This is a genomic window from Caldimonas taiwanensis NBRC 104434 (genome assembly GCF_001592165.1).
GTDB classification, from domain to species: Bacteria; Pseudomonadota; Gammaproteobacteria; order Burkholderiales; family Burkholderiaceae_C; genus Caldimonas; species Caldimonas manganoxidans.
Map to the genome: position 1 here is coordinate 33205 of NZ_BCWK01000001.1, position 27000 is coordinate 60204.

Genomic DNA, 27000 nt, shown 5'->3' on the forward strand with positions numbered 1-27000 from the left:
TCTCACACGTCGATGTTCGCCGCCCGCAACGCATTGCTTTCGATGAACTCGCGCCGCGGCTCCACCTCATCGCCCATCAGCATCGTGAACACTCGGTCGGCTTCGATCGCGTCTTCGATCTGCACGCGCAACAAGCGGCGCACCTTGGGGTCCATCGTGGTTTCCCAGAGCTGTTCGGGGTTCATCTCGCCCAGGCCCTTGTAGCGCTGGCGTGTGACGCTGTTTTCAGCCTGCTGCATCAGCCAAGCCATGGCCTGGCGGAAGTCGCTGACCTGGGCTTCTTTCTGCTTGTCGCCTTCGCCCTTGCGCACGATGGCATTGGGGCCCACCAAGCCTTTGAACATGCGGCCGGCAGTGCTCAACGCTTCGTAGTCGGCGCCATGCACGAAGTCGGCACTGATGACCGTGGTCTTGAGATTGCCATGGTGTCGCCGGCTGATGCGCAACATCTGCTTGTCGGTGCGTTCGTCGTACACGGCCTCGACCTCGGCATCGTGCAATGCGGCCTTCAGTGCCGCTGCCGAGGCGTGCGCCTGCTCGGCCGTGTCCAGTTGCAGCTCCAAGCCATCGGCCAGCGCGCGCAAGGCTTCCACATCCATCCAATTGGCCAGACGGTCGATCACGTTGTTGGCCAGCACGTACTGACGCGCCAAGGCTTCGAGCGCCTCGCCTTCGAGCACCGTGCCATCGATGCCCGTTTCCAAGCGGGCATCCTTCAGCGCCACGCGCAGCAAGTAGGCGTCGAGCTCGTGGGCATCCTTGAGGTACTGCTCTTCCTTGCCCGACTTGACTTTGTACAGCGGCGGCTGGGCGATGTAGATGTGGCCACGCTCGACCAGCTCGGGCATCTGGCGGTAGAAGAAGGTCAGCAACAGGGTGCGGATATGGGCCCCGTCCACGTCCGCGTCGGTCATGATGATGATGCGGTGATAGCGCAGCTTGTCGGGATTGAAATCGTCTTTGCCGATCCCGGTGCCCAAGGCGGTGATCAAGGTGATGATTTCGTTGCTGGACAACAGCTTTTCGTAGCGCGCCTTCTCCACGTTCAGGATCTTGCCGCGCAGCGGCAAGATGGCCTGGAACTTTCGATCGCGCCCTTGCTTGGCGCTGCCGCCGGCCGAATCCCCCTCGACGATGTAGATCTCGCTGAGCGCGGGGTCTTTTTCCTGGCAGTCGGCCAGCTTGCCCGGCAGACCGAGTCCATCGAGCACGCCCTTGCGGCGGGTCATTTCACGCGCCTTGCGCGCGGCTTCGCGGGCGCGAGCGGCCTCGACGATCTTGCCGCAGATGATCTTGGCATCGGTGGGGTTCTCCAGCAACCAATCGGTGAGTTTGCTGGAGACGATTTCTTCCACCGGCCCACGCACTTCGCTGGAGACCAGCTTGTCTTTGGTTTGGCTGGAAAACTTCGGCTCGGGCACTTTGACACTGATCACGCAGGCCAGGCCTTCGCGCATGTCGTCGCCGGTGATTTCGACTTTGGCCTTCTTGGCCAGTTCGTTGTCTTCGATGTACTTGTTGATCACCCGCGTCATCGCCGCACGCAAGCCGGTGAGGTGGGTACCGCCATCACGCTGCGGGATGTTGTTGGTGAAGCACAGGACGTTTTCGCTGTAGCCATCGTTCCACTGCATGGCCACTTCGACACCGATGGTGGTGCCTTGCTCGCTGAGCTTCTCCCCCACGGCATGGAAGACATTGGGGTGCAAGACCCTCTTGCCCTGATTGATGAAGTCGACGAAGCCCTTGACCCCGCCAGAAAACGCAAAGTTGTCCTCCTTGTTGTGGCGTTCGTCGACCAGACGGATCTTCACGCCGTTGTTCAGGAAGGACAGCTCGCGCAATCGCTTGGCCAGAATGTCGTAGTGGAAATCGTTGTTCTGCTGAAAGATCTCGTCATCGGGCAGAAAGTGCACTTCGGTGCCGCGCTTGTCGGTCTCGCCAATGATCTTCATGGGACTGACGGCCACACCGTCGCGCATCTCGATCAGGCGGTCTTGGGGCACGCCCTTGCGAAACTCCATGAAGTGCACCTTGCCGTCGCGCCGTACCGTCAGGCGCAGCCATTTGGACAAGGCGTTCACGCAGGAGACACCCACGCCATGCAGCCCCCCCGAGACCTTGTAGCTGTTCTGGTTGAACTTGCCACCGGCATGCAGCTCGGTCAAGGCAATCTCGGCAGCCGAGCGCTTGGGCTCGTGCTTGTCGTCCATCTTCACGCCAGTGGGAATGCCACGGCCATTGTCGATCACGGAGATCGAGTTGTCGGTGTGGATGGTGACGACGATGTCATCGCAATGCCCTGCCAAGGCTTCGTCGATGGAGTTGTCCACCACTTCGAACACCAGGTGGTGCAAGCCCGTGCCATCGGAGGTGTCGCCAATGTACATGCCAGGGCGTTTGCGCACGGCCTCCAGGCCTTCGAGGATCTGGATGCTGTTTTCGCCATAGCCGCCTGCGTCCACAGGCGTGGAGGAAGGTTCTTGGCTCGAGGTCGGGTCAGACATGAGGAAACTCTTTTCAAACATGCATGCCCGCTCATGGCGGGCATTGGGAGATAAGGGTCCAACGAGGAATGGGCCGATCGGGCCTCAGATCCTCATGGGCATCACGACGTACTTGAAGCCGTCGTCGTCAGGGATGGTGATCAACGCGCTGGAGTTGGCGTCCTGCAGATCGACTCTCACCATGTCTTGGCTCATGTTGGCCAGGACATCGACCAGGTAAGTCACATTGAAGCCGATTTCGATGGTGTCGCCACCGTAGTCGATTTCGATGTCCTCCTTGGCTTCTTCCTGCTCGGCATTGCTTGCGGCAATGCGCAGCAGGCCCGGCTCGATGTTCAGGCGCACGCCCTTGAACTTCTCGCTGGTGAGGATGGCCGCTCGTTGCAGGCTGGCCAGCAGCGCGGCGCGACCCAGCACGACGCTGTTCTTGTGGTTTTTGGGAATGACGCGGTTGTAGTCGGGGAACTTGCCTTCAACCAGCTTGGTGACGAATTCCATGCCCGAGAAAAGGAACTTGGCCTGGTTGCCGGCAAAGCGCATCTCGATGGGCGTGTCTTCGTCTTTGAGCAGGCGTTGCAATTCCAGCACGGTCTTGCGCGGCAGGATGACTTCCTGACGCGGCATCTCCACCTCCAGCGTGGCCTGGGCCAGGGCCAGGCGGTGACCGTCGGTGGCCACGAGCGTGAGCTGCCGGCCTTCGGCCACGAACAGGATGCCATTGAGGTAGTAGCGGATGTCGTGCACCGCCATGGCGAAGTGCACCCGCCCGATCAGGGTTTTGAGTGTTTTCTGCGGCACGCTGAAGCTGGGGCCGAAATCGGCGGCTTCTTGCACCAGCGGAAAGTCTTCGGCCGGCAGCGTTTGCAGCGTGAAGCGGCTCTTACCGCCGGTCAAGGTGAGCTTGTTCTGTTGGGCTGACAGCGACACCACTTGCTCGGCCGGCAAGGAGCGCAGGATGTCGATCAACTTGCGCGCCCCCACCGAGGTGCTGAAGTCGCCCGCATCGCCCTGCAGTTCGGCCGTGGTGCGCACCTGGATTTCCAGGTCACTGGTGGTGAACTCGACCAGCGCCCCGGTCTTGCGAATCAGCACATTGGCCAGGATGGGCAGGGTGTGGCGACGCTCCACGATGCCGGCCACGGCCTGCAAAGCGCTGAGCACTTGGTCCTGGGGTGCTTTCAACACAATCATGTGAACCTCTTGAGGTGGTAGCCGTAGTAGGGGGCCGGTTTTTTTGTGGAAAACGCTATTTTGTCTTGTTCGATCAAGGCTTTGGAGCGGGGACAAGCCTGTGGCTTGCCGTCGGGGAACGACGCGGGCGAAGTGACAACAACTTCGCGCAGACACGCCAGCCTGTGGACAACACAGGGCTTGTTCGAAACTTGTCCCCAGCTTTGTGCTTTGACAACAGTGTTCCCCTTGTGGCAGTCGAACGGAAAAAAAGGAGGGTGGGCGCTCAGCCCTTGAGGGTCTGCTCCAGCACGTGCAACTGCTGGTTCAGTTCGGTGTTCTTGCTGCGCTCGCTGCCGATCTTGCGCACGGCATGCAGCACGGTGGTGTGGTCGCGCCCGCCAAAGAGCTCGCCGATCTCGGGCAGGCTCTTTTGCGTGAGTTCCTTGGCCAGGTACATCGCGATCTGGCGGGGCCGGGCGATGGAGGCCGGCCGTTTCTTGGAATACATGTCGGCGACCTTGATCTTGTAGAAATCGGCCACCGTCTTTTGGATGTTTTCCACCGAGATCTGCCGGTTTTGGATCGACAGCAGATCCTTGAGGGCTTCACGGGCCAGCGCGATGTTGATTTCTTTGTGGGAAAACCGTGAATAAGCCAGGATCTTGCGCAGTGCGCCTTCGAGTTCACGCACGTTGGCGCGCACGTTCTTGGCCACGAAGAAGGCCACGTCCTCGGGCATTTGCGCGCCTTCCATTTCGGCCTTCTTGATCAGAATGGCCACGCGCATTTCCAACTCGGGAGGCTCGATGGCCACGGTCAGGCCCGAGTCGAAGCGGCTGGTCAGCCGCTCGTCGATGTCCACCAACCCCTTGGGGTAGGTGTCGCTGGTCATGATGATGTGGGCACGCTTGGCCAGCAGCGCCTCGAAGGCGTTGAAGAATTCCTCCTGGGTGCGGTCCTTGCCGGCGAAGAACTGCACGTCGTCGATCAGCAGCAGATCGAGCTGGTGGTACTTGGCCTTGAGCTCGTCGAAGGTCTTGCGCTGGTAGTTCTTCACCACGTCCGAGATGAATTGCTCGGCGTGCAGGTACAGCACCTTGGCGTCGGGCCGGTCGGCCAGCAAGGCATTGCCCACGGCATTCATCAAATGGGTCTTGCCCAGGCCCACGCCGCCGTAGATGAAAAGCGGGTTGTACATCTGGCCCGGGGCGCCGGCCACGTGCAGCGCGGCGGTGCGGGCCATCTGGTTGGCCCGGCCAGGCACCAAGGTGTCGAAGGTCAGGTTGGGGTTGAGCCGGTGGCGCGAGGGCTGGGGCGGCGGCGGGGCGGCAACGGCCGGACTGGCGGCCACCGCGCCGTTCATCGCCGGGGCGGCTGGGGTCGCGGTCGGGGCCGATGCGGCCGCCACCGGCCGCGTCGGCATCGGGTCCCGGGGGGCCAGCGACAGCTCCAAGCGCACCGGCTGGCCATGCAATTCGGTCAGCAGGGCTTGGATGCGGGCGGCGTACTGGGCCCGGATCCAATCCAGCTTGAAGCGGTTGGGCACGCGCACGGACAGCACTGGCCCGGCCTCGCCCTGTGTCAGCAGGGCTGGAGGCAGAGGCCGGATCCAGGTGTTGAATTGCTGTTCGGGCAGTTCGGCGGCGAGTCGTTCGCAGCAGCGCTGCCACAAGTCGGAGCTCATGGAATTGTGGAAAACTTTCTTCTAGAGCCGCCGGATTCTAGCCTTGCACGGCCGTGCACGGACGACTTATCCACAGAAAATGACTTCGAATCCACCCCTCGGTCCTTCAGGGTCGGTGCGCAGGGTCCATTGACCGACGAACTTGCATTTGGTGTAATTGAGGGTTTCCCGCACTTTCGTTGGCCTGCTTGAGACGCGTGTGAGACGCTTCGCGCAGACGCGTCGTGTGAGACGCTTCGCGCTTACAGAGTCCACAGGAGGGGCTCAGAGCGTTCTCAGAGCGCTTCTTGGGAGCGTTTCTGGGGCTTGATCGGGGGGCTTGATCGGTCTATCCCGGGTCGGTTGGGCGTTTCGTGAAGCTGCCGCAGGCCTGTCCGGTGCCGGGAAACCCCAAGCCCTGGCTGGGCCTGGGCTCTGCAGAGGTGTTGATGTGTCGCCAGGCTGTTCGGCCCGGGCGGAATTCTCCGAGAGGATCCGATCATGAAACGTACTTATCAGCCTTCCAAGGTTCGCCGCGCACGCACGCACGGCTTCCTGGTGCGCATGAAGACCAAGGGCGGCCGCAAGGTCATCAATGCCCGCCGCGCCAAGGGCCGCAAGCGCCTGGCCGTCTGATCCCGGCGGCGCGGCGAACGCCGGCTTGGTCCTGCCTGCAGCCTCGACCCGTCTGGTGCGGCTGTCGCGCCGTGCCGATTTCGAGCGGGTGCTGGGGGCGGGTGCCTCGGCCATCGCAGCGCGCAGCCCACATTTCGTGCTGCATCACCTGCCGAACACGGACGAGTTGTCGGACGAGTTGTCAACAGGAGGGCATCCCGAGGGGGCGCTGCCTGTGGATGTCTTCCGACCAGCGGCCCGCGAGCTGCTCGTCGGCGTGGTGATTCCGAAGCGATGGGCCCGCCGTGCGGTCACGCGCAACCTGTTGAAGCGGCAGATGTACGCGGCTTTCGCGCGCCATGCCCCTGCCTTGCCCGGCGGGATGTGGGTGGTGCGTCTGCGCGCCGCCTTCGATCGCGAACGATTCCCCAGTGCCGACTCCAAAGCGCTGCGCCGGGTGGTGCGCAGCGAGGTCGATGCCCTGATGCAGGCGGCGGTGCGACAGCGGGCCGGGAGGGCGGGATGATTGCGGCCCTCCTGAAGGCCTTGGTGCGTGCCTACCAGGTGTTGTTCAGCCCCTGGATCGGGGGCGACTGCCGTTTCGAGCCCAGCTGCTCGGCATACGCCTGGCAAGCCTTGGACCGCCATGGCGCGGTAAAGGGCAGCTACTTGGCCGCACGCCGCGTGTTGCGCTGCCATCCTGGGTGCGCGGGCGGGCACGACCCCGTGCCCGAACGTCCAGCGGCAGGACCGGCACGGTCGGCCCCCTGGTTCACCCGCCTCGTCGAGGCTGGCCGTGCCCCGGACGTGCCGTCTCGTTCCTCCCCTTGCTCCTCTTCCAACAGCGAGTCGTCTCCATGACCGATATGCGCCGCACCATCCTGTGGGTGGTGTTCTCGATGTCCCTCATCCTGCTGTGGGATGCTTGGAACAAGCACACCGGCCGGCCGTCGATGTTCTCGCCGACGCCGGTGGCCCAACAAAAGGCCGCCTCGGCGCCGCCCCCGTCGGGCGCCGCGTCTGCCGCCGCATTGCCTGCGCCAGCGCAAGCGGGCGCCTCCGGCAGCATCGCCACCCAGGCGCCAGCGGCCAGCAGCGCCGCGTCGCAGCAGCTGGAGATCGTCACCGACGTGGTCAAGGCGCGCATCGATACCCAGGGCGGCACGCTGAGTTACCTGGAGTTGTTGCACTACGCCGACCAGGAGGACCGCCGCCGCAACGTGGTGTTGATGGACCAGTCGGCCCAGCGGGTCTATCTGGCGCAGACGGGCTTGATCCAGGCCGGTCGCAGCTTCCCGAACCACTTCACGGCTTTTTCGGTGGATGATGCAACGCCGCGTCGCTTGGCCGATGGGCAAGACCGTGTGGAGGTGAAGCTGAGCTCGCCGGTGGTCGGTGGGCTGCAGTATGTCAAGACCTACACCTTCCAGCGGGGGCAGTACACCATCGGCGTGCGCCATGAAATCATCAACCGCGCCGATGAAACCTTGGAGCCGCAGCTGTATCTGCAGCTGGTGCGCGATGGCAACCCGCCCCCGGGCGAGTCGTCCTTCTACTTCACCTTCACCGGTCCGGCGCTCTACACCGAGCAGAAGAAGTTCCACAAGGTGGAGTTCAAGGACATCGAGCGCGGCAAGGCCAGCACGGCCGAGCCGGCCGACAATGGCTGGGTGGCGATGGTGCAGCACTATTTCGCCTCGGCCTGGCTGCTCAATGTGCCGGGACACGACCGCATGATGCGGGAGTTCCGCGCCGCCAAGGTGAGCGACAACCTGTACTCGATTGCCATGGTGGTGCCGCTGCCGCCGATGGCCGCCGGCCAGAGCCACCGTGTCGAGTCCACGCTGTTCGTCGGCCCGCAAGAGGAGAAGAAGCTCGCCGCGCTGGCGCCCGGGCTGGAATTGGTGAAGGACTACGGCTGGTTCACCATCCTGGCCAAGCCCTTGTTCTGGCTGCTGGACAAGCTCCACGCCCTGCTGGGCAACTGGGGCTGGTCCATCGTGGCCTTGGTGGTGCTGCTCAAGGCCGCTTTCTATGGCCTCAATGCCAGCGCCTATCGCTCGATGGCCAAGATGAAGGCCGTGGCCCCGCGGATCACGGAGCTGCGTGAGCGCTACAAGGACAAGCCGCAGCAGATGCAGCAGGAGATGATGCGCATCTATCGCGAGGAAAAGGTCAACCCCATGGGGGGATGTTTGCCGATCTTGATCCAGATCCCGGTGTTCATCGCGTTGTACTGGGTGTTGCTGTCGTCGGTGGAAATGCGCAACGCGCCGTGGATCTTGTGGATCCAGGATCTTTCGGCCAAGGACCCGTATTACATCCTGCCGCTGCTGATGACGGCCTCCACGCTCTTGCAGACGTGGTTGAACCCCACGCCGCCGGACCCGATCCAGGCCAAGATGATGTGGATCATGCCGCTGATGTTCTCGGTGATGTTCTTCTTCTTCCCGGCCGGTCTGGTGCTGTACTGGTTGACGAACAACCTGCTGTCCATCGCGCAACAGTGGTACATCAACAAGAAGCTCGGCGTGCTGGAACTGAAGTTCCCGTCCAAGGACTGAAGCCGCTGACGGTGTGAAGCCAACGCCCCGGGGTCTGCGCCGCGGGGCGTTGGCGTTTGTTGGGCTCACAATGGGGGCCATGCTGTCTCGTCATCAAGACCCGATCTTGGCGATCGCCACGGCTCCCGGACGCGGGGCGGTGGGCATCGTGCGCGTGTCCGGGCGCGATCTTTCGAGCTTCGTGCCGGCCTTGCTGGGCCGCTCGCTCGTGCCACGCCATGCGCACTATCTGCCCTTCACCGATGCGCAGGGTCAGCCCATCGACCATGGCTTGGCGCTGTATTTCCCGGCGCCGCATTCCTACACCGGCGAGGACGTGTTGGAGCTGCAGGCCCATGGCGGCCCGGTGGTGTTGCAGTTGCTGGTGGCCCGTTGTCTGGATGTCGCAGCGCAGGTCTTGCCCCGCCTGCGCTTGGCCGAGCCCGGCGAGTTCACCGAGCGGGCTTTTTTGAATGACAAGCTCGATCTGGCCCAAGCCGAGGCGGTGAGCGACTTGATCGAAGCCAGCACCGAGGCGGCCGCGCGTTCGGCCGGCCGCTCGCTGGCCGGTGCGTTTTCGCAGCAGGTCGAAGGTTTGCGCGAGCGCTTGGTGCGTTTGCGCTTGCTGGTGGAGGCCACGTTGGACTTTCCCGAGGAGGAGATCGACTTCCTCGAGAAAGCCGATGCGCGTGGCCAGCTCGAAGGCATTCGCAGCGCGCTCCAGACCTTGCTGGATCAGGCGCACCAAGGGGCTTTGCTGCGCGAAGGCATGCGGCTGGTGCTGGCCGGCCAACCCAATGTGGGCAAGAGCTCGCTGCTCAATGCCCTGGCTGGCGCGGAGCTGGCCATCGTCACGCCGATTCCGGGGACCACTCGCGACAAGGTCAGTCAGACGATCCAGATCGAGGGCGTGCCGGTGCATGTGGTCGATACCGCAGGCCTGCGCGAAGCCACCGACGAGGTCGAGCGCATCGGCATTGCGCGCAGTTGGAGCGAGATCGCCCAGGCCGACGTGGTGCTTTTTTTGCACGACCTCACGCGCCTGGGGCAAGCGGACTATGACGCCGGCGACATCGAGATCGGCCAGCGCTTGCCTCCGGGGGCAAGGGTGGTGCATGTCTACAACAAGCTCGATGCTCAGCGCTTGCCTGCAGGGCTGCCGCAGCCCCATGTGGCGGTGTCGGCCAAGACCGGCGAGGGCCTGCAGGCGCTGCGCCGCTTGCTGTTGGAGCAAGTGGGTTGGCAGGCACAGCCCGAAGGGGTGTTCATCGCGCGCGAACGCCACCTGCGCGCCTTGCGCCGCACGGCCGAGCACCTGGAGCAGGCGCAGGCCCATGCGCTGGCTGCCGATGCCGCCTTGGATTTGCTGGCCGAGGAGCTGCGCTTGGCCCACGACGCGCTGGGCGACATCACCGGGCGCATGACGCCCGACGAGCTGCTGGGAGAAATCTTCCGTCAGTTCTGCATCGGCAAGTAGCGAAGATTCCGGCGGCGTCCAAATTGTGTCAGGTCGCGCCGCTACGCCGCCGTCCACCCTGCCTGCGGGGGGCGGCATTGTGAGCCCTGGGGCTGCGGCCCATAATGGGATGCTTCAAGCCGCGATGCCGCGCGTGTGGGCGCGGCATCGTCGGCACAGCCGACCCAGGAAGGACAAAAGAAGATGGAAGCCCAGGAGCTGATCCAGGCGGTGCAATCGCTCAATGCCGAGGACGCCTTCCGGCCGCGTCTCGATGCTCATCAATGGCGCACGCTGACGCAATTTCTCTCGCGCCACGAGGTGCGCATGGGCGATCAAGTGATTCGGCAAGGCGATCGCGACCGCGCCATGTATTTCCTGGCCCAGGGCACGATGCAAGTGTTCGTGGCCAATACGGCGCCAGGAGCCAACAAGGTGGCCATCTTGCGTCCCGGCGCGGTGATGGGCGAGCCCTCGCTGTTTGCCGAGGGCCCGCGCATGGCCACGGTCGAGGCCATGACGCCAGGGGTGATCTATGCCTTGCGCTTGCCACGCCTGGAGGAACTGGCCGCGCGCATGCCGGTGGTGGCCTTGGAAGTCTTGCGCGCAGCCGGTGCGGTGATGGCCATTCGCATGCGCGCCAATCTGGCGCATCGCATTCCGATGACCTGAGCCACCGCGCTCAATGCCCCTCGAAGCTGACGAGGGTATACACCGGCAGGCCCGAGGCGCGCAGCTTGTCCCCACCACCCAATTCGGGCAGCTCGACGATGGCCGCGCCCTCGATCACGTTGGCGCCCAGGCGCTCGAGCAGACGTTTGCCCGCCATCATGGTGCCGCCGGTGGCGATCAGGTCGTCGATCAGCACGACCCGATCTCCGGGTTTGACCGCGTCGGTGTGCAATTCCACCGTGGCCGAGCCGTATTCCAGCTCGTAAGTTTCTTCCACCGTCGTGAAGGGCAGCTTGCCTTTTTTACGGATCGGCACGAAGCCCACGTTGAGCTCGTAGGCCAGCACCGAGCCGATGATGAAGCCGCGCGCATCCAGTCCGGCCACCACATCGACGGTGGTGTCGAAATAGCGGTGCACGAATTGATCGATCAGCACCCGAAAGACCTTGGGGTTTTGCAGCAGCGGGGTGATGTCGCGGAACTGCACCCCGGGGCTGGGCCAGTCGGGGACGGTGCGGATGTGGCGCTGGATGTATTGGGCGGTATCCATGGGGAGTACGGCAAGAAGTAGGCCAAAGGCCGAGCTGCTGCGCTCAGGCGTCCAGGCGCAGCCGGCCCAGCATTGTGCCGCCATCGGGGCCGCCACGGATCACCACGGCTTCGCCCATGTCCACCCAGGTGCCCGTCAATGCCGTGATGTTGACTTGGTGGCTGACCCAGGCCTCGAAGCCTTCGGCAGGCAGCTGTGCCAAGGCTTCGTGCAGCGCGGCGGTTTGGGCGCGGCGCTGCGCGTCGTGTTCGGTGAAGAACGAATGCAACGCCGGCCAGACTTCATGACGGCCGAAGGCCAGCTCGGCCGTCTCGATGCAGCGGCACCAGCCGCTGCTGCGCACGAGACGGGGTTGCAAGCCATGCGCGGCCAGGGTCTGCCCGATGCGCCGGGCTTGGGCGCGGCCTGCGGCCGACAGATTGCGTTGCGTGGCGCAGTCACCCAACCGAAAGTCGGGGGGATCGCCCACACCGGGCACGGTGCGGGCATGGCGCAGCATCAGCACCACGCCGCCACCACGCAAGGCGCTCAGCAGTGCGGCGGCTTCGGCCCGCAAGTCTGCGGGGCCCATGCCGAAGCCCAGGCCCATCAGGCTGCCAAGCAGCAAGCGGCGCTTCATGGGCGGCCGGTGCGCTTGGGCTGCGCATCAGGTCCGCGCAGGCTTGAAGTCATAGCCCTGGGCCTGCCGTTGGATCTGGCCAAAGGCCGGGAAGGGGAAGTGGTAGCCGCCCACGGTCACGCCTTCTTGGGCGGCCATTGACAGGATCTTGTGTCGCACGGCGCGTGCGGCCTGCGGGTCCATGTCGAAGGTGACCGCCCAGTCCGGTTGGCGCACGAACAGGGCGGGGAGGTTGGACAGATCGGCCAGGTTGAGGAAGCGCTGGCCACGCGACTCGACCTGGAACATCGACATGCCCGGGGTGTGGCCATGGGCGGCGATGGCGCGCAGGCCGGGCATCAGCACCGCATCCGGCGCGAAGCGACGCACTTGAGTGGCGATGGGGCCGAAGACGCGACGCACGTTCTGAAAGGCGCCGCGCATGGCGTCTGGGGCGGCGTTCATGCGGGCGTCGTCCATCCAGAAGGCCCATTCGGCCTCGGGCACCCATACCTCGGCCTTGGGGAAAGGCGTGCTGCCGTCGCGGTTGCGCAGGCCGTTGATGTGGTCGCCATGGAAGTGCGTGATGAGCACCGTGTCGATTTGATCCGGCGGGAGGCCGGCGGCCTGCAGGTGGGCCAGCAGCCGGCCGGTGGTGGGGGCGCCGAACTGGCCGTTGCCGGTGTCCATCAGGATGCGGCGCTCGCCCAGGATCGCCACGAAGGCCGTGAAGCCGATGTCCACATGGGTGGTGGGCAGGCCGGCGTCGCGCAAGGCGGCCTGGACCTGCGCCAAGGGCACCTCGCGCACGAAGCCCTCGGCCAAGGGACGCCGGGCCACGCCATCGTTGATGGCCAGGATCTCGACCTCTCCAAGACGGAGGCGGGCAAAGCCGGGATTGGGCAGCTCGGGCAGGCCCAAGTCGGGCGCGTTCTGTGCCCAGACCGGTGCCCAACCCAGGCCCCCAAGGGCCCCGAGGGTGACGACGGCCGATCCGGCGAGAAACTGGCGACGCTGCAGCATGGGAACTCTCCTGTACACAGACACTCACGGGGCTGATCCGCAGGCCGGATGGCGTCGGCCTGATGGCCACCGACGGGCATGGCGCACGGCGATGATGGTCGTGCCATCCGGGCGCTGCCGCCAGCGGCGCGGATAAATCCACGAGCGGCTGCGGGCTTTGCGCGCCCTGCGCGCGCACCGGCCCACGGGTCAGACCGCGCATCAGACCGCGAGCAAGCGCTCCTCGGCCCGGGCGAGGGCTTCGGGCAGGCCCGACAGCACCAGGGTGTCTTCGCTGTGCAACACCAGCTGTGCCTCTGGCCGCACCACCGCCCCCTGCAGGCGGCGCACCGACACCACCTGCACGTCCAGGGCTTCGAGTCCCAGGCGGTGCAGGGGCTGGCCGCTCCAGGGCGAGCCGGCGGGCAGGGTGACCGACTGCAGACGCTGGGTGTGCAAATCATCGGCACCGCTGTCGTCGGCGCCATGGAAGTAGCCGCGCAGCAGGCTGTAGCGGGCTTCGCGCTGCTCTTGCACGCGACGCAGCACCCGCCGCATCGGCACCCCGACCAAGGCCATCGCATGTGAAGCCAGCATCAAGGAGCCTTCGATCGCTTCGGGCACCACCTCGGCAGCACCGGCGGCGCGCAGGCGCTCGAGGTCCGCATCGTCGATGGTGCGCACGATCACCGGCACCTTGGGGGCGTGCTGGCGCACCAGCTGCAGGATCTTCAGCGCCGAGGGCGTGTCGTGGTACGTCACCACCACGGCGCTGGCGCGCGACAGGCCGGCGGCCACCAGGCTTTGCAAGCGGGCTGCGTCGCCGAAGACCACGCTTTGACCGGCCGCTGCGGCTTGGCGCACGCGGTCGGGGTCCAGGTCCAGTGCCATGTACGCAATGCCCTCGGCTTCCAGCAGCCGGGCCAGGTTCTGGCCGCTGCGCCCATAGCCGCAAATGATCACGTGGGCTTCGGAGCGGATGGACTTTTTCGCAATGCTGGTGAGTTGCACCGATTGCAGCATCCAATCGTTGGCCGACAAACGCATGACGATGCGGTCGGCATGCTGGATGATGAAGGGGGTTGCCAACATCGACAGCACCATCGCGGCCAAGACCGCGCTGCGCAGATCCAGCGACACCAGTCCGCGCTCGGTGGCCAGGTTGAGCAGCACCAGACCGAACTCGCCAGCCTGGGCAAGGTACAGCCCGGTGCGCAGCGCCACCCCGGGGGGCGCGCCGAACAGCTTGGCCAATGCAGCCACGAAAGCGAACTTGAACAGCAGCGGCACGGTCAGCAGCAGCAACACCAGCGGCCATTGCTCCCAGACCACCCGCCAGTCCAGCAACATGCCGATGGTGATGAAGAACAGGCCCAGCAGCACGTCATGGAAAGGCCGGATGTCGGCCTCGACCTGGTGCTTGTACTCGGTCTCGGCAATCAGCATGCCGGCCACGAATGCGCCCAGGGCCAGCGACAAGCCGGCATGTTCGGTCAGCCAAGCCAACCCGAGCGTGATCCACAGCACGTTGAGGATGAAGAGCTCCTCGCTCTTGCGCCGCGCCACCAGAGTCAGCCACCAGCGCATCACACGCTGGCCGCCGGCCAGCAGCACGATGAGCAGCGCCGCGGCCTTCAGCAAAGCCAGGCCCAGGTCGCGCGCCAGTGCGTCGGCCGCCGCCCCCAGTGAAGGAATGAGCACCAGGAAAGGCACCACCGCCAGATCCTGGAACAGCAACACGCCGATCACACGCCGGCCATGCTCGCTGTCGAGCTCCAAGCGCTCGGCCATGAGCTTGACCACGATGGCGGTGGACGACATGGCCAGCGCTGCGCCCAAGGCCAGCGCCGTGGGCCAGGCCAGAGGCCAGGGTCGACCCAGCAGCCCCAGCCCGAAGGCCAGCACGGCATTGCCGGCCACGGCCAGCACCACCGTGCCCAGCACCTGGCTGAGGCCCAGTCCGAAGACCAGGCGGCGCATGCTCTTGAGCTTGGGCAGGTTGAACTCCAGCCCGATCACGAACATCAAGAACACCACGCCGAACTCGGCCAGGTAGCGGATGCCGGCCGTATCCTTGGCCAAGGCCATCGCGTTGGGGCCGATCAGCACCCCGACGGCCAGGTAGCCGAGCATGGGCGGCAGCTTCAGGCTGCGGCACACCCCCACGCCGAGCACGGCGGCCAACAAATACAGCAAGACGAGATCGAGAGTGGAGGCCATGGTGAGTGTGCACAAGGGTCGGCGCGGGACAGGCCCAGCGCCTAGAATCTGCCCATCGTAAACGAGCCATGCCCTCGACGGCCCGTCCCCATGCCTAGCCCGTCTGCTCCCGGATACAACGCTGATCGAGCCATTGCGTTGGCGCGCCAAACCCTTCAGATCGAAGCGCAGGCCCTGCTGGCCCTGCGCGACCGCCAAGGCCCAGCCTTCGCGCAGGCCGTGCAGACCATTCTCGGCTGCAGCGGCCGTGTGGTCGTCATGGGCATGGGCAAGAGCGGCCATGTGGGCCGCAAGATCGCCGCCACGCTGGCCTCCACGGGCACGCCGGCCATGTTCGTGCACCCAGCGGAGGCCAGCCATGGCGACCTGGGCATGGTCACCTCCGCCGACGTGGTGATCGCGATTTCCAATTCTGGCGAAAGCGATGAGCTCACCGCCATCTTGCCCTTGCTCAAGCGCTTGGGTGTGCGACTGATCGGCATGACCGGGCGGCTGGCCTCCACACTGGCCCGGCACAGCGACGTGGTGCTGGACACCTCGGTCGCGCAAGAAGCGTGTCCGCTCAATCTCGCGCCCACGGCCAGCACCACCGCGCAGATCGCCATGGGCGACGCCTTGGCGGTGGCCTTGTTGGATGCGCGGGGCTTTCGTGAGGAGGACTTCGCGCGCTCGCACCCGGGCGGCGCCTTGGGCCGCAAGCTGCTCACGCATGTGCGAGATGTGATGCGCCAAGGCTCAGCCGTGCCGCGCGTGCGGCCCGACACCGGCTTTTCGGCCATGATGCGCGAGATGTCGGCCAAGGGCTTGGGAGCCACGGCCATCGTCGACGATGACGACCGGGTGCTGGGCATCTTCACCGACGGCGACTTGCGCCGCCAGATCGAGCAAGGCCGCGACCTGCGCGGCCTGACCGCCGGCGAGCTGATGACCCGTCAGCCCCGCACGGTGCGTGCCGATGCCTTGGCGGTGGAGGCGGCCGACCTGATGGAGCGGGCTCGCATCACCTCGGTGTTGGTGGTCGATGAAGACGGCCGCCTGGTGGGTGCGCTCAACAGCAACGACCTGATGCGTGCCAAGGTGATCTGATGCGGCGCGAGCTACGACCGGCTTTGTCGGCACCGCCTGAGCTGCTGCTGCAAGCCCAAGGCCTTCGCGCGGCCATCTTCGACGTGGACGGCGTGCTCACCGACGGACGGCTGTACATCGGCGAGGACGGGGAAGCCTTCAAGGCCTTCCACGTGCTCGATGGCCATGGCATCAAGCTGCTGGCGCGCGTTGGCATCGAGCCGGTGGTCATCACCGGCCGCGATTCTCCGGCGGTGCGTCGCCGGCTGGGCGACTTGGGCATCGTCGAAGCCCGCTTCGGCGTGGCCGACAAGCTCGCGGTGGCGCAGGCGCTGCTGGACGAACGTGGCTGGGGTTGGCATGAGGTGGCCGTCATGGGCGACGACTGGCCCGACCTGCCGCTGATGGTGCGCGCTGGCTGGGCCTGCGCGCCGGCCAATGCACATGCCGAGGCCAAGGCCGTGGCGGACCATGTGTGTGCCTTGCGCGGCGGCGAAGGCGCCGCCCGTGAGTTCTGTGACCTGTTGCTGATGGCCAGTGGACACTACGCCCGGCTCTTGGAGGGCCATTTGCACACCCTGGACGACGGCCGAGCGGCCGCCGGCGCGTGAATGAGCCGCGCCGCCGGTCCGACCGAGCCGCATGCCACCGGCTTGGGCCGCCTCAAAGTCCCGGCCTCGGGAGGGGTGCCGCCGCGGTCGCGCTGGATCCAGGCGGTGGACCAGCTCATGACCTCGCTGCCGCTGGTGCTGATGGCCGTACTGGCCGGCCTGACGTACTGGTTGGTGCGCAGCACCCCCGTGCCCGAGACCCCGAGCCCGGACGCCCCGCCGCGCCGTGATCCCGACTACGTGATGGAACGATTTTCCGTGCAGCTGTACCGCGGGGTCGGTCTGCCGGAGCTGCGCCTGGAAGGCCGCACCTTGCGTCACTACCCCGACACCGACCGGCTCGAAATCGACGAGGTGCGCTTGCGCCACACCGATGCGCAGGGCCGTGTCACGGTGGCCACGGCAAGCCAGGCCCAGGCCGAAGGAGACGGCAGCCAAGTGCGCCTGCTCGGCGGGGCTCGTGTGCTGCGCCAGCCTGGGGCCGACCCGGCAGGCCCACCTTGGGACCAAGCCACCGAGCTGCGCGGCGAGGAATTGCTGTTCTTCGTCGAGGCGCAGCGTGTGGTCTCCGATCGTCCCGTCACCTTGGTGCAAGGAGGCATGCAGTTGTCTGGACAAAGCTTGATCTACGACCATCCCCGGCGCGTGCTCGAGCTGCGCGGCGGGGTGCAAGGCGTGTTGCCGCCCACACGGCGTGCGGGGGCGGCTTCATGAGCCGGCCGCTGGCCTACATCACGGGCGCATCCAGCGGCATTGGCCAGGCACTGGCGCTGCGCTACCACCGAGCGGGCTGGCGCCTGGCTTTGGTGGCGCGCCGTGCGGCCGACACCGAAGCCTGGGCGCGCTCGCAGGGCTGGACGGCCGAAGACTGTGTGGTCCATGCCGCCGACGTGCGGGACGTGCAGGCCATCGTCGCGGCAGGCCGGCAGTGCCTCGAGCGCCAGGGCTTGCCGGAGGTGGTGATCGCCAATGCGGGCATCAGCGTGGGCATGGACACGGCCATCTTCGACGATTTGGAGGTGATGCGAGCCACCCTCGAGACCAATGTGCTGGGGCTGGCGGCCACCTTTCATCCCTTCATCGAGGGCCTGCGCCAGCGCCGCAGCGGCCGCCTGGTGGGCATCGCCAGTGTGGCGGCCATCCGGGGCCTGCCCGGCCACGGCGCCTACTGCGCCAGCAAGGCGGCGGTGGTGAACTATTGCGAAAGCCTGCGCGGCGAGATGCGGCCCTATGGCGTGCCGGTGGTGACGCTGCTGCCGGGCTACATCGACACGCCGCTGACGCGCGAGAACCGCTACGCCATGCCGTTCTTGATGAGCGCCGAGGACTTTGCCGATCGCGCCTACGCGGCCATCGAGGCCGGGGTGAGCTACCGCGTCATTCCCTGGCAGATGGGCCTGGTGGCCAAGCTGCTGCGCATCTTGCCCAACGCCCTGTTCGACCGGGCCTTGGCCGGGCGGCCGCGGAAGAAGCGACAAGGGGAGTGAGGATCGTCACAAGCACAGCAGGCTGCCTGGCACCAGGCGCCATCGTTCCTTGGTGAAGTGGCCGCGGACGAAGGCGTTGGCGACGAAGCCTTCGGTGATGTCCTCCTGCACCATGTTGAGCGAGCAGGCCCAGGCATCGATCACACGGCCATCGGGCGTTTGCACCGGATCCGACGTGCAAGTCCCTTTGAGCACCGCGCGGTGATGCTCGGGATGGTCCAGCGCATCGCCCAGCACCTGCGCCAGCCGGTCCCGCAGCGTGAGGCGGGCGTCGAGGGCCTCATCGGACATGCAGCCCGAACCGCGCAAGGGCGTGTCGCCCTGGCTCAGGAAGAGTTGCATCATTTGCGCCCCCTTGGGGGGTTGGCTGGGATCGATGACCACTCGTTCCCCTGTCCAGGGGTCGATGGGGGCGTGGGCGCAGCCCACCAGCATCAAGGCTCCCCCGAGGCGCCACAGTTGCGTTCTCAAATGAACTCTCCGAAGTAGAACTCCACAGTCTGGCCAGACATTTGATAGGCCCGACCAAAGCGTTCATTGAAGACCGAGACGGCTTCACTCACCACCCGGCGCTGCGTATTGCTGTAGTGCCAGACGGTTCCTCCAAGATGAATGCCGATGTGCTTCCAGCGGGAGTCGCGCATCTGCAGCTGGTGGCCAAGCTGCTGCGCGTCTTGCCCAACGCCCTGTTCGACCGGGCCTTGGCCGGGCGGCCGCGGAAGAAGCGACAAGGGGAGTGGGGCGACAGCCGCCCTTGTCAGCTCATGGCTTTACGAGCAGAAGAGCGTATGGGGCAGCAATTCCCAGGCGGACCGCGTGAACGAACCCATGATCAAGCCACCCCCCTGAGGGCGCCTCTGAGCATTGGTCGTCTCGACATGGAACGAACAAACCCACACATCTACCGGTGAACCGTCGGTCCGTTGGGCCTGGCCGGGTTCGCAGATCGTTCGCATCGCGATGAAGTGGTCGGCCGACATTCTGACGCCGTAGCCCAAGAGCAGGGACAACTCCTCGCGCAGCGTTCGGCGCTTGGCATCCGCAGAGTTGTCGCAAGGGGTGTTCGCACTGGGCAGGTGAGCGTTCTCGAGGAACAACTGGATGACCTGGGTGCTCTCGGGGGGGACAGCGGGGTCGATCGTGGCCGGACGCCCCGACCTGGGCTCAATGGGGGAGGACAGCAGCCCTGCTGGCAGCGCGAGGCTGCCCAGCAGCAGCACGACCCTGGATGCAGCCAGAAGGAACCTCATGAAAGACTCCCAAAGTAGAACTCGACGGGGTCTCCGGCGAGCTGATATTGACGACGAAACTTCGTGCAAAAGTCGGCCAAGCGTTCACTGACGACTTGATCGCTGCGGTTGCTGTAGTGCCAAACGGTGTCTGCGACATGGATACCGACATGCTTCGCGGGGGATGAATCCATACGGAGCCGATGGCCCAGGCGCTGCATGTTGCTGCGTCTGCATACGAAGATCAGGCAGGCCTGCAGATGTGCGGGCCGTTCGTCCCAGGGGCCGGTTTCGCGCAGGCGATTGAAGATCTCGTCGACACGGATGCAGGCGCCTTTTTCGGGACGTCTTTTCTCCGCCAGCGTGGTGTTCTTGCAGGTGGCAGCGAATTCATAGCCCATCAGGTGACTGACCAGGTGGGCGCAGTGATTGGCCCTGTCGTTCTTGCCGAGGTCGAAAGCGCAGAAGTGGCTGATGTGCTTGCCAACGGCCTCGGCCAGTGGCACGGTGGTGTGCAGCATGGAAGCTCCTCTCTGAATCTTGTGGTGTGGGCTGCTGCGAAGCAGCCCAAGGCATTGTGGCCTCGAGCCGGGCGAGCAACTGTGTCCGGTGGTAAGCAGCCGTGACGAGCCCCGGTGCCGGGGGAGGGCGTGACCGCAAGACAGCGCCGGACGCCGGCGCTATCGTTATGCTGCAAGCGCTTGCATGGCGCGCAGGCAGGGAGACGCACATGCCAACTCGCATCGAAACCGATTCCATGGGCCCCATCGAGGTGCCGGCGGACCGCTATTGGGGCGCGCAGACGCAGCGCTCGATCCAGCATTTCAAGATCGGCGGGCCGCGCTTCGTGTGGGGCCGCCCGATCATCCGCGCGCTGGGTCTGCTCAAGCTGGCCGCTGCGCGCGCCAATCGCGAGCTGGGCGAGCTGCCGGCGGAGCTGGCGGCCTTGATCGAGCCGGCAGCGCAAGAGGTGGCCGACGGCCGCCTGGACGATCATTTTCCCTTGGTGGTGTTCCAAACCGGCTCGGGCACGCAGTCGAACATGAATGCCAACGAGGTGATCGCCAACCGAGCGATCGAGTTGGCCGGCGGCGTGTTGGGCAGCAAGCAGCCGGTGCACCCCAACGACCATGTGAATCGCGGGCAATCATCGAACGACACCTTTCCCACCGCGATGCACATGGCGGTGGTGGAGCAGCTGCACGAGCGGCTGTTCCCGGCGGTGCAGGCGCTGCGCCAGACCTTGGCGGCCAAGGCCAAGGCGTATGAGCATCTGGTCAAAACGGGCCGCACCCACCTGCAAGATGCCACGCCCATCACCTTGGGCCAGGAGATCGGGGCCTGGGTGTCGCAGATCGACTTCGGGGTGCAAGCGGTGCGCCAGACCTTGGACGGCTTGTACGATCTGGCCATCGGCGGCACGGCCGTGGGCACGGGGCTCAATGCGCACCCGCGCTTTGGTGAGCGCGCGGCTTGGCATCTGGCGCAACTGACCGGCCACCCGTTTCGCAGCGCGCCGGACAAGTTTTTCGCGCTGGCCGCGCACGATGCGCTGGTGCAATGCTCGGCGGCCTTGCGCACCTTGGCCGGCGGGCTGATGAAGATGGCCAATGACGTGCGTTGGCTGGCCAGCGGGCCGCGTTGTGGCATCGGCGAGCTGCGCATCCCCGAGAACGAGCCGGGCTCGTCGATCATGCCGGGCAAGGTCAATCCCACCCAGTGCGAGGCCCTGACCATGGTGTGCGTGCAGGTGTTCGGCAACGATGCGACCGTGGCGTTTGCCGGCTCGCAAGGCAACTTCCAGCTCAATGTGTACAAGCCGGTGATGGCGCACAACGTGTTGGAAAGCATCGCCTTGTTGGCCGACGCCTGCGAAAGCTTCGAGCAGCACTGCGCGCGTGGGCTCGAGCCCAACGAGGCGGTGATCGACGAACACCTGGAGCGCAATCTGATGCTGGTGACGGCGCTGAACCGACACATCGGCTATGACCGCGCCGCGCAGATCGCCAAGGCGGCGCATGCGCATGGGCTGAGCTTGCGCGAGGCGGCCATCGAAAGCGGCTATGTCAGCGCCGAGGAGTACGACCGCTGGATCGATCCGCTGGCCATGACGCGGCCAGGCTGAGCCGCGCCGGGTGTGGGCGGTTTCTGTGGCACCATGCCGGGCCATGATCGATGTCGTCGTGTTTTTCTTTCTGCTGGGCGTGTTTGCCCGTCTGGTGCGTTCGGACCTGCGCTTGCCCGAGGCCTTGTACGAAACCCTGTCCATTTACTTGTTGCTGGCCATCGGTCTCAAAGGCGGCATCGAGTTGTCCAAGCAGCCGGTGATGCATCTGCTGCCGCAAGTGGGGGCGGCGCTGGCGCTGGGGCTGGCCATTCCGTTTGCCCTGTATCCCGTGCTGCGGGTGCTGCGGCTGAGCATGGCCGATGCGGCCTCGGTGGCGGCGCACTACGGGTCGGTCAGTGTGGTGACGTTTGCCGTGGCCAGCGCGGCATTGACCCGCCAGGGCATTCCTTACGAAAGCCATGCCTCGCTGTGGGTGGCGGTGATGGAGGCGCCGGGCATCGTCTCGGGCATTTTGTTGGCGCGCTTGTCGCGGCTGCGTGAGGTGCGTTGGGGCACGCTGGCCCATGAGGTGGCCTTTGGCAAGAGCGTGTTGTTGCTGGTGGGCGGTTTGCTCATCGGCGCCATCGCCGGGGAGGCGGGTACGGCGCCGATTCATGCGGTGTTCGTCGAGCCCTTCAAGGGTGTGCTTGCGCTGTTCCTGTTGGAGTTGGGCTTGGTGGCCGGTGGCCGGCTGGCCGAGGTGCGTCGCTATGGCCTGGCGGTCATTGGTGTGGGCTTGATCGCCCCGCCGCTGCTGTCCTTGGCCGGGGCGGCCGTGGGCCTGATGCTCGGTCTGTCCACGGGCGGGGTGGCCTTGTTGGCCACGTTGGCGGCCAGTGCGAGCTACATTGCCGCGCCCACGGCCATGCGCATCGCCGTGCCCGAGGCCAATGCCGGTTTGTCGATCACCGCGGCGCTGGGCGTGACGTTCCCCTTCAATGTCTTGGTGGGCATTCCTTTGTACATTGCATTGGCAAAAGCCCTCACCGGAGCTTGAGCATGGCCCTGACCAAACACCCCCGTACCTTGTTGGTGATCATCGCCGAGGCGGCCTTGGAAAAGCAGCTCGTGGCCGACGTCAAGCGCCTGGGCGCGCATGGCTATACCGTCTATGACGTGCGCGGCGAAGGCAGCATGGGCGTGCGCGAAGGTGCCTGGGAAGCGGACCGCACGATCGAGATGAAGGTGATTTGCGAGACGGCCGTGGCCGATCAGATCGCTGAGCACGTGCTGACGCGGTATGCACCGCATTTCGGGCTGACGATGTTCTTCGCCGACGTGCAGGTCTTGCGCCCCCACAAGTTCTGAGCCCGGCGGCCGCACCAAACAAAACGGCGAAGCCGAAGCTTCGCCGTTGGGGGGAACAGACGGATACCTGGGGCTCAGTACTGACCGCGACCGCCACCGCTGCCGTAGCCGCCCCGACCCCCGCCGCCACCGTAACCGCCGCGGCTGCCGCCTGCACCGCCGCCAAAGCCCCGGTGACCGCCCCCGAAGCCGCCGGGCCGCGGTTCGCGGGGCCGGGCTTCATTGACGACGATGGCGCGGCCGGACAGGGACTGGCCGTTCAAGCCATTGATGGCCGATTGGGCCTCGGCATCCGACCCCATTTCCACGAAGCCGAAGCCCTTGGAGCGGCCGGTATCGCGGTCCATCATGACCTTGGCCGAGGTGACCGCGCCGAATTGGCTGAAGGCCTGGTTCAGGTCTTCGTCGCGGATGGAATAGGCGAGATTGCCCACGTACAGCTTGTTGCCCATCGAGAGAGCTCCTTTCTATCGCTCATCGTTCAGTTGGAGCTTCTACCCGTCGAGAACCACTCAAGCCTAGGCGCCGCATCCACACAGAGACCCATCCATTATGGGCGAGTCGCCTGACAATGGGAAATCCAGGTGTGAAAAACTGTTGTTTTCCCGGGGAGGGTTTTTCCGGGTCGCCCTGCTTTGGTGCGCCGCGCCCCGGGGCTTGGATTGGAGGCAAGATCGGCGCATGCGCGCACCGCCCCTCGACCCCCCTCGCATCGCCAGCTTGGTGCCCTCGATCACCGAGCTGCTCTTCGCCTTGGGTCTGGCGCCGTGGATCGTGGCGCGCACGGGTTTTTGCATTCATCCGCGCCACGCCGTGGCGGCCGTGCCCAAGGTGGGCGGCACCAAGGACGTGAAGCTCGATGCTCTGCGCAAGCTGGCGCCCACGCATGTGATCGTCAATGTCGACGAAAACGAGTGGCCCACGGTGCAGGCCTTGCGGGAGTTCGTGCCCGAGGTCATCGTGACCCACCCGTGCGCGCCGCAGGACAACCTCGCGTTGTACGGGCAGATGGTGCAGGCCTTTGGTCGGTTGCCGGGGGTGCGCGCGCGGGCCGAAGCCTTGTCCGAGCGGCTGCGCCAGGGTTTGGGGGCGCTGCAGCGCGCCGGGCCGTGGCCGCCGCGCCGGGTGTTGTACGTCATCTGGCGCGAGCCCTGGATGACCGTGGCGCGCGACACCTATATTTCCCGGCTGTTGGCCACGGTGAATTGGCAGACCTGGCCCGACGTGCATGGCGGCCCCAGCGGGGCGGCCCGCTATCCGGTGTTCGACTGGGCGCAGGTGCGGCACGCAGGGCTGGATGCGGTGTTGCTGGCCAGCGAGCCCTACCGCTTCGGCGCGCGGCATGTGGAGGAAGTCCGGCGGCATCTGCCCGACGTGCCGGTGCAGTTAGTCGATGGCGAGTTGCTCAGTTGGTATGGCAGCCGGGCGATCGACGGCTTGAGCTATGTGCTGGCATTGGCGCGGCCGACGGCGCCGGGGGGCGGGCCATGCAAGGCGTGCAACTCCAGGCCTTGAGCATCCTGTTCACCTTGTGGGCGAATGTGACGCTCACGGGGCTGGCCTTGTTTGCCGTGGTGGGCCGCAGTGCCCATGCGGGCTTGCGCTGCTGGATTCGTGCGCTGTTGTTGCAATCGCTGGGTTGGGCGGCCTTGATCGTGGCGCCGCTGGCCGGCGTCGGCCGGCCTTGGGTCTCCAGTGCCGGGGTGTGGGCCTTGAGCCTGTCATTTGCACTGGGGTGGCGGGCCTTGGGCCTGTATCTGGACCGCCCCGTGGGCTGGCGTTGGATCGTGCTGTGGCCCCTGGGCCTGGCGATGCTCAATGGGCTGATCTATGAGCATGTGCAGTGGCGGGTGAGCCTGGTCAATGTGCTGCTGGCCGTGCAGCTGGCGGCGGTGGTGCATCTGGCGCTGCGGCCGGCACCGCAAGGGCGCGCTTGGCGTTGGTTGCTGGCAGGGGCGGCTTTGGCGTCTGCGGCGATGTTGCTGGCGCGCGCGGCCCTGATGGCCGGCTGGCCCGAGGACTATCCCTCGTTTGGCGCCAATCATCCGCTGAGCATTGCCGGACTGATCATCGACAATGCCACGGTGAGCCTGGCCACCCTGGCGTTCCTGCTGGCGCATCGCGACGAAGCCGAGCGGCGCTTGCGTCAATTGGCCACCTATGACGACCTCAGCGGTGTGCTCAACCGCCGCGCGGTGCTGGAGCAGGCCCAGCGGCTGGTGCGGCTGGCGCGCCGCCATGAGGTGCCGGTCACGGTGATGATGATCGACATCGACCACTTCAAACGCATCAATGACGAACGCGGGCACCCCGCCGGCGACCAGGTGATCGCCGGCTTTGCCGCCGTGCTGCAAGAAAGTTTGCGTGAGGGCGATGTGGTCGGCCGCTACGGGGGCGAAGAGTTCATGGCCGTGCTGTACGATGCCGACGCCGCCGCCGCCCAACGGGTCGATGCGCGCTTGCGTCAGCGGCTGCGGCTGCGGCCCTGGCCGACACCGGACGGCAGCGTGGACTTCAGTGCCGGGGCCTTCACGATGAACCGGGCCGACGGTGATCTCGACGCCGCCATTGCGCGGGCCGACGCGGCCTTGTACCAGGCCAAGGCAAGCGGCCGGGGCCGCTTGGTGTGGGTGGCTGGGGCCTGAGCGCCGGCTGCGCAAGCCCATGCCGGCGCCATGTGGAACCTGCCCTGCCTACAATGTCGGCATGATCTCGCGCGAACCCACCCTCGAACGCTTGGCCGTGGCCCGCTCGCTGTTGCTGGAGCCTTTCGGCCTGGACGAAACCGTGCTGGCGCGGGCCTTGCGCACCATCGGCGAGCATCGCATCGATGACGCCGATCTGTATTTCCAGTACACCCGCAGCGAGGGGTGGAGCCTGGAGGAGGGCATCGTCAAATCCGGCAGCTTCAGCATCGACCAAGGCGTGGGCGTGCGGGCAGTGTCGGGCGAAAAGACGGCGTTTGCCTATTCCGACGACATTTCCGAGGCGGCGCTGCTCGATGCGGCGCGCACGGTGCGCACCATTGCGGCGGCCGGTCAGAGCCGGCGGGTCAAAGTGGGCCCGCCGCAAGTGGCCAGCAGCCGCACGCTGTATGCGCCGACCGATCCGATCGCCACCTTGGACAGTGCGCGCAAGGTCGAATTGCTCGAGAAGGTCGAGCGCCTGGCGCGCGCGCGCGATCCGCGCATCGTGCAGGTGATGGCCGGCCTGGCCGCCGAATACGACGTGGTGCTGGTGGCGCGCGCCGATGGCACGGTGGCCGCCGATGTGCGCCCGCTCGTGCGCCTGAGCGTGACCGTGATCGCCGAACAGAACGGCCGGCGCGAAATCGGCACCGGCGGCGGTGGTGGGCGGTTCGGACTGGGGTATTTCCACGACGGCGTGATCGCCGGCTATGTGGACGATGCGGTCAAGGCGGCATTGACCAATCTGGAGTCACGCCCGGCGCCGGCCGGCGAGATGACCGTGGTGCTGGGCCCGGGCTGGCCCGGGGTGCTGCTGCACGAGGCCGTCGGTCACGGCCTGGAGGGGGATTTCAACCGCAAGGGCTCGAGCGCGTTTTCGGGGCGCATCGGCCAGCGCGTGGCCGCCAAAGGCGTGACCGTGCTCGACGACGGCACCTTGCCGGATCGGCGCGGCTCGCTCAACATCGATGACGAAGGCCACGTCACCCAGTGCAATGTGCTGATCGAAGACGGCATCCTGCGCGGCTACATCCAAGACAGCCTGAACGCGCGGCTGATGAAGGTCAAGCCCACGGGCAACGGCCGGCGTGAAAGCTATGCCCATGTGCCCATGCCGCGCATGACCAACACCTACATGCTCGGCGGGGACAAATCGCCCGAGGAAATCGTCGCCTCCATCAAGAAAGGGCTGTATGCCGTGAACTTCGGTGGCGGCCAGGTGGACATCACCAGCGGCAAATTCGTGTTTTCCGCCAGCGAGGCCTACTGGGTCGAAAACGGTCGCATCCAGTACCCGGTCAAGGGCGCCACGCTGATCGGCAACGGCCCCGACGCGCTCACCCGGGTGAGTCTGATCGGCAATGACATGCGTCTGGACTCCGGCGTGGGCACCTGCGGCAAAGAGGGCCAGAGCGTGCCGGTGGGCGTGGGTCAGCCGACCTTGCGCATCGATGGTCTGACCGTCGGCGGGACGGCCTGACCGGCTGTGACCCGACCGGCCTGCGGT

At 65.8% G+C, this 27000-nt stretch carries 27 protein-coding genes and 1 pseudogene; 17 read left to right on the forward strand and 11 right to left on the reverse strand.

The window, feature by feature from the left end; all coding sequences use genetic code 11:
* Positions 1-2 precede the first annotated feature (2 nt).
* The 3 genes from gyrB to dnaA all read right to left on the reverse strand — a co-directional run bounded on the left by gyrB (position 3) and on the right by dnaA (position 5364).
* Positions 3-2507 carry a DNA topoisomerase (ATP-hydrolyzing) subunit B gene (gyrB, locus tag CTA01S_RS00190; RefSeq protein WP_062191421.1) on the reverse strand — a complete coding sequence of 835 codons (2505 nt, stop codon included), beginning with the start codon at positions 2505-2507 and terminating at the stop codon, positions 3-5.
* An 84-nt stretch (positions 2508-2591) separates the two neighbouring features.
* Positions 2592-3698, reverse strand: coding sequence for a DNA polymerase III subunit beta (gene dnaN, locus CTA01S_RS00195; protein ID WP_062190880.1), 1107 nt, complete (start codon positions 3696-3698; stop codon positions 2592-2594).
* Between the two features lie 265 nt (positions 3699-3963).
* Complete coding sequence (dnaA, locus tag CTA01S_RS00200; protein ID WP_062190883.1) at positions 3964-5364, reverse strand: chromosomal replication initiator protein DnaA; 1401 nt, start codon at positions 5362-5364, stop codon at positions 3964-3966.
* Positions 5365-5844: 480 nt separating this feature from the next.
* Here dnaA and rpmH point away from each other — a divergent pair, with 480 nt between their 5' ends.
* The 6 genes from rpmH (at position 5845) to CTA01S_RS00230 (ending at position 10629) form a co-directional block, all read left to right on the forward strand.
* Positions 5845-5979 carry a 50S ribosomal protein L34 gene (gene rpmH / locus CTA01S_RS00205; RefSeq protein WP_019561239.1) on the forward strand — a complete coding sequence of 45 codons (135 nt, stop codon included), beginning with the start codon at positions 5845-5847 and terminating at the stop codon, positions 5977-5979.
* A 25-nt stretch (positions 5980-6004) separates the two neighbouring features.
* The gene (locus CTA01S_RS00210) at positions 6005-6484 is read left to right on the forward strand and encodes a ribonuclease P protein component (RefSeq protein WP_062190886.1); all 480 of its coding nucleotides are present in this window, start codon (positions 6005-6007) and stop codon (positions 6482-6484) included.
* Positions 6481-6819 (forward strand): membrane protein insertion efficiency factor YidD, encoded by a 339-nt coding sequence (gene yidD / locus CTA01S_RS00215; RefSeq protein ID WP_062190889.1) that lies wholly within the window; start codon positions 6481-6483, stop codon positions 6817-6819. Before CTA01S_RS00210 ends, yidD begins: the two co-directional genes overlap by 4 nt.
* Positions 6816-8522 carry a membrane protein insertase YidC gene (yidC, locus tag CTA01S_RS00220; protein ID WP_062190892.1) on the forward strand — a complete coding sequence of 569 codons (1707 nt, stop codon included), beginning with the start codon at positions 6816-6818 and terminating at the stop codon, positions 8520-8522. The genes yidD and yidC overlap by 4 nt, the downstream gene beginning before the upstream one ends.
* 79 nt (positions 8523-8601) lie before the next feature.
* The gene (gene mnmE, locus CTA01S_RS00225; RefSeq protein ID WP_026330245.1) at positions 8602-9978 is read left to right on the forward strand and encodes a tRNA uridine-5-carboxymethylaminomethyl(34) synthesis GTPase MnmE; all 1377 of its coding nucleotides are present in this window, start codon (positions 8602-8604) and stop codon (positions 9976-9978) included.
* Between the two features lie 183 nt (positions 9979-10161).
* Positions 10162-10629, forward strand: a complete 468-nt coding sequence (locus CTA01S_RS00230) for a cyclic nucleotide-binding domain-containing protein (RefSeq protein ID WP_062191424.1) — start codon at positions 10162-10164, stop codon at positions 10627-10629.
* Positions 10630-10639: 10 nt separating this feature from the next.
* Here CTA01S_RS00230 and CTA01S_RS00235 read toward each other — a convergent pair whose 3' ends face one another.
* The 4 genes from CTA01S_RS00235 to CTA01S_RS00250 form a co-directional block, all read right to left on the reverse strand.
* Positions 10640-11179: an adenine phosphoribosyltransferase gene (locus CTA01S_RS00235; protein ID WP_019561245.1), complete on the reverse strand. Its 540-nt coding sequence runs from the start codon at positions 11177-11179 to the stop codon at positions 10640-10642.
* Positions 11180-11222: 43 nt separating this feature from the next.
* The gene (locus CTA01S_RS00240) at positions 11223-11798 is read right to left on the reverse strand and encodes a histidine phosphatase family protein (RefSeq protein WP_084362236.1); all 576 of its coding nucleotides are present in this window, start codon (positions 11796-11798) and stop codon (positions 11223-11225) included.
* A 27-nt stretch (positions 11799-11825) separates the two neighbouring features.
* On the reverse strand, positions 11826-12800 hold the full coding sequence (locus CTA01S_RS00245; RefSeq protein ID WP_062190895.1) for an MBL fold metallo-hydrolase: 975 nt from the start codon (positions 12798-12800) through the stop codon (positions 11826-11828).
* Between the two features lie 201 nt (positions 12801-13001).
* A complete protein-coding gene (locus CTA01S_RS00250) occupies positions 13002-14999 on the reverse strand; it encodes a monovalent cation:proton antiporter family protein (protein WP_019561248.1) in 1998 nt (665 codons plus the stop codon).
* Between the two features lie 90 nt (positions 15000-15089).
* Between CTA01S_RS00250 and CTA01S_RS00255 the strand changes: the two genes are divergently transcribed.
* Genes CTA01S_RS00255 through CTA01S_RS00270 form a run of 4 tightly spaced genes read left to right on the forward strand, consistent with a single transcriptional unit; the run spans position 15090 to position 18162 of the window.
* A complete protein-coding gene (locus CTA01S_RS00255) occupies positions 15090-16085 on the forward strand; it encodes a KpsF/GutQ family sugar-phosphate isomerase (protein ID WP_026330247.1) in 996 nt (331 codons plus the stop codon).
* Complete coding sequence (locus CTA01S_RS00260) at positions 16085-16675, forward strand: KdsC family phosphatase (RefSeq protein WP_019561250.1); 591 nt, start codon at positions 16085-16087, stop codon at positions 16673-16675. The genes CTA01S_RS00255 and CTA01S_RS00260 overlap by 1 nt, the downstream gene beginning before the upstream one ends.
* Entirely contained in the window at positions 16676-17389 is a 714-nt protein-coding gene (gene lptC / locus CTA01S_RS00265) for an LPS export ABC transporter periplasmic protein LptC (protein ID WP_062190898.1), read from the forward strand.
* Positions 17386-18162 (forward strand): SDR family oxidoreductase, encoded by a 777-nt coding sequence (locus tag CTA01S_RS00270; protein ID WP_062190904.1) that lies wholly within the window; start codon positions 17386-17388, stop codon positions 18160-18162. Before lptC ends, CTA01S_RS00270 begins: the two co-directional genes overlap by 4 nt.
* Positions 18163-18168: 6 nt before the next feature.
* Here the strand turns inward: CTA01S_RS00270 and CTA01S_RS00275 are convergent, their stop codons facing one another.
* Positions 18169-18633 carry a hypothetical protein gene (locus CTA01S_RS00275; RefSeq protein ID WP_157451259.1) on the reverse strand — a complete coding sequence of 155 codons (465 nt, stop codon included), beginning with the start codon at positions 18631-18633 and terminating at the stop codon, positions 18169-18171.
* Positions 18634-18812: 179 nt separating this feature from the next.
* On the opposite strand from CTA01S_RS00275, the pseudogene CTA01S_RS17055 reads away from it, so the two are divergent.
* Positions 18813-18899: pseudogene (locus CTA01S_RS17055) on the forward strand (SDR family oxidoreductase); the annotation flags it as partial.
* A gap of 33 nt (positions 18900-18932) precedes the next feature.
* Here the strand turns inward: CTA01S_RS17055 and CTA01S_RS00285 are convergent.
* Entirely contained in the window at positions 18933-19412 is a 480-nt protein-coding gene (locus tag CTA01S_RS00285) for a hypothetical protein (protein ID WP_062190914.1), read from the reverse strand.
* On the reverse strand, positions 19409-19912 hold the full coding sequence (locus CTA01S_RS00290) for a hypothetical protein (protein ID WP_062190917.1): 504 nt from the start codon (positions 19910-19912) through the stop codon (positions 19409-19411). Before CTA01S_RS00290 ends, CTA01S_RS00285 begins: the two co-directional genes overlap by 4 nt.
* A 209-nt stretch (positions 19913-20121) precedes the next feature.
* Here CTA01S_RS00290 and fumC point away from each other — a divergent pair, with 209 nt between their 5' ends.
* Genes fumC through CTA01S_RS00305 form a run of 3 tightly spaced genes read left to right on the forward strand, consistent with a single transcriptional unit; the run spans position 20122 to position 22806 of the window.
* Positions 20122-21516, forward strand: coding sequence for a class II fumarate hydratase (fumC, locus tag CTA01S_RS00295; RefSeq protein ID WP_062190920.1), 1395 nt, complete (start codon positions 20122-20124; stop codon positions 21514-21516).
* A gap of 43 nt (positions 21517-21559) precedes the next feature.
* Positions 21560-22495 carry a sodium-dependent bicarbonate transport family permease gene (locus tag CTA01S_RS00300; protein WP_062190923.1) on the forward strand — a complete coding sequence of 312 codons (936 nt, stop codon included), beginning with the start codon at positions 21560-21562 and terminating at the stop codon, positions 22493-22495.
* A gap of 2 nt (positions 22496-22497) precedes the next feature.
* On the forward strand, positions 22498-22806 hold the full coding sequence (locus CTA01S_RS00305) for a P-II family nitrogen regulator (protein ID WP_019561257.1): 309 nt from the start codon (positions 22498-22500) through the stop codon (positions 22804-22806).
* A gap of 74 nt (positions 22807-22880) precedes the next feature.
* On the opposite strand, the gene rbp is transcribed toward CTA01S_RS00305, so the two are convergent.
* A complete protein-coding gene (rbp, locus tag CTA01S_RS00310) occupies positions 22881-23258 on the reverse strand; it encodes an RNA-binding regulator (protein ID WP_062190926.1) in 378 nt (125 codons plus the stop codon).
* 229 nt (positions 23259-23487) lie between these two features.
* Between rbp and CTA01S_RS00315 the strand changes: the two genes are divergently transcribed.
* The 3 genes from CTA01S_RS00315 (at position 23488) to tldD (ending at position 26973) form a co-directional block, all read left to right on the forward strand.
* Positions 23488-24321, forward strand: coding sequence for a helical backbone metal receptor (locus tag CTA01S_RS00315; protein ID WP_062190929.1), 834 nt, complete (start codon positions 23488-23490; stop codon positions 24319-24321).
* Positions 24294-25451: a GGDEF domain-containing protein gene (locus CTA01S_RS00320; RefSeq protein ID WP_062190932.1), complete on the forward strand. Its 1158-nt coding sequence runs from the start codon at positions 24294-24296 to the stop codon at positions 25449-25451. The genes CTA01S_RS00315 and CTA01S_RS00320 overlap by 28 nt, the downstream gene beginning before the upstream one ends.
* 61 nt (positions 25452-25512) lie before the next feature.
* Positions 25513-26973 (forward strand): metalloprotease TldD, encoded by a 1461-nt coding sequence (tldD, locus tag CTA01S_RS00325; protein WP_062190935.1) that lies wholly within the window; start codon positions 25513-25515, stop codon positions 26971-26973.
* Positions 26974-27000 lie beyond the last annotated feature (27 nt).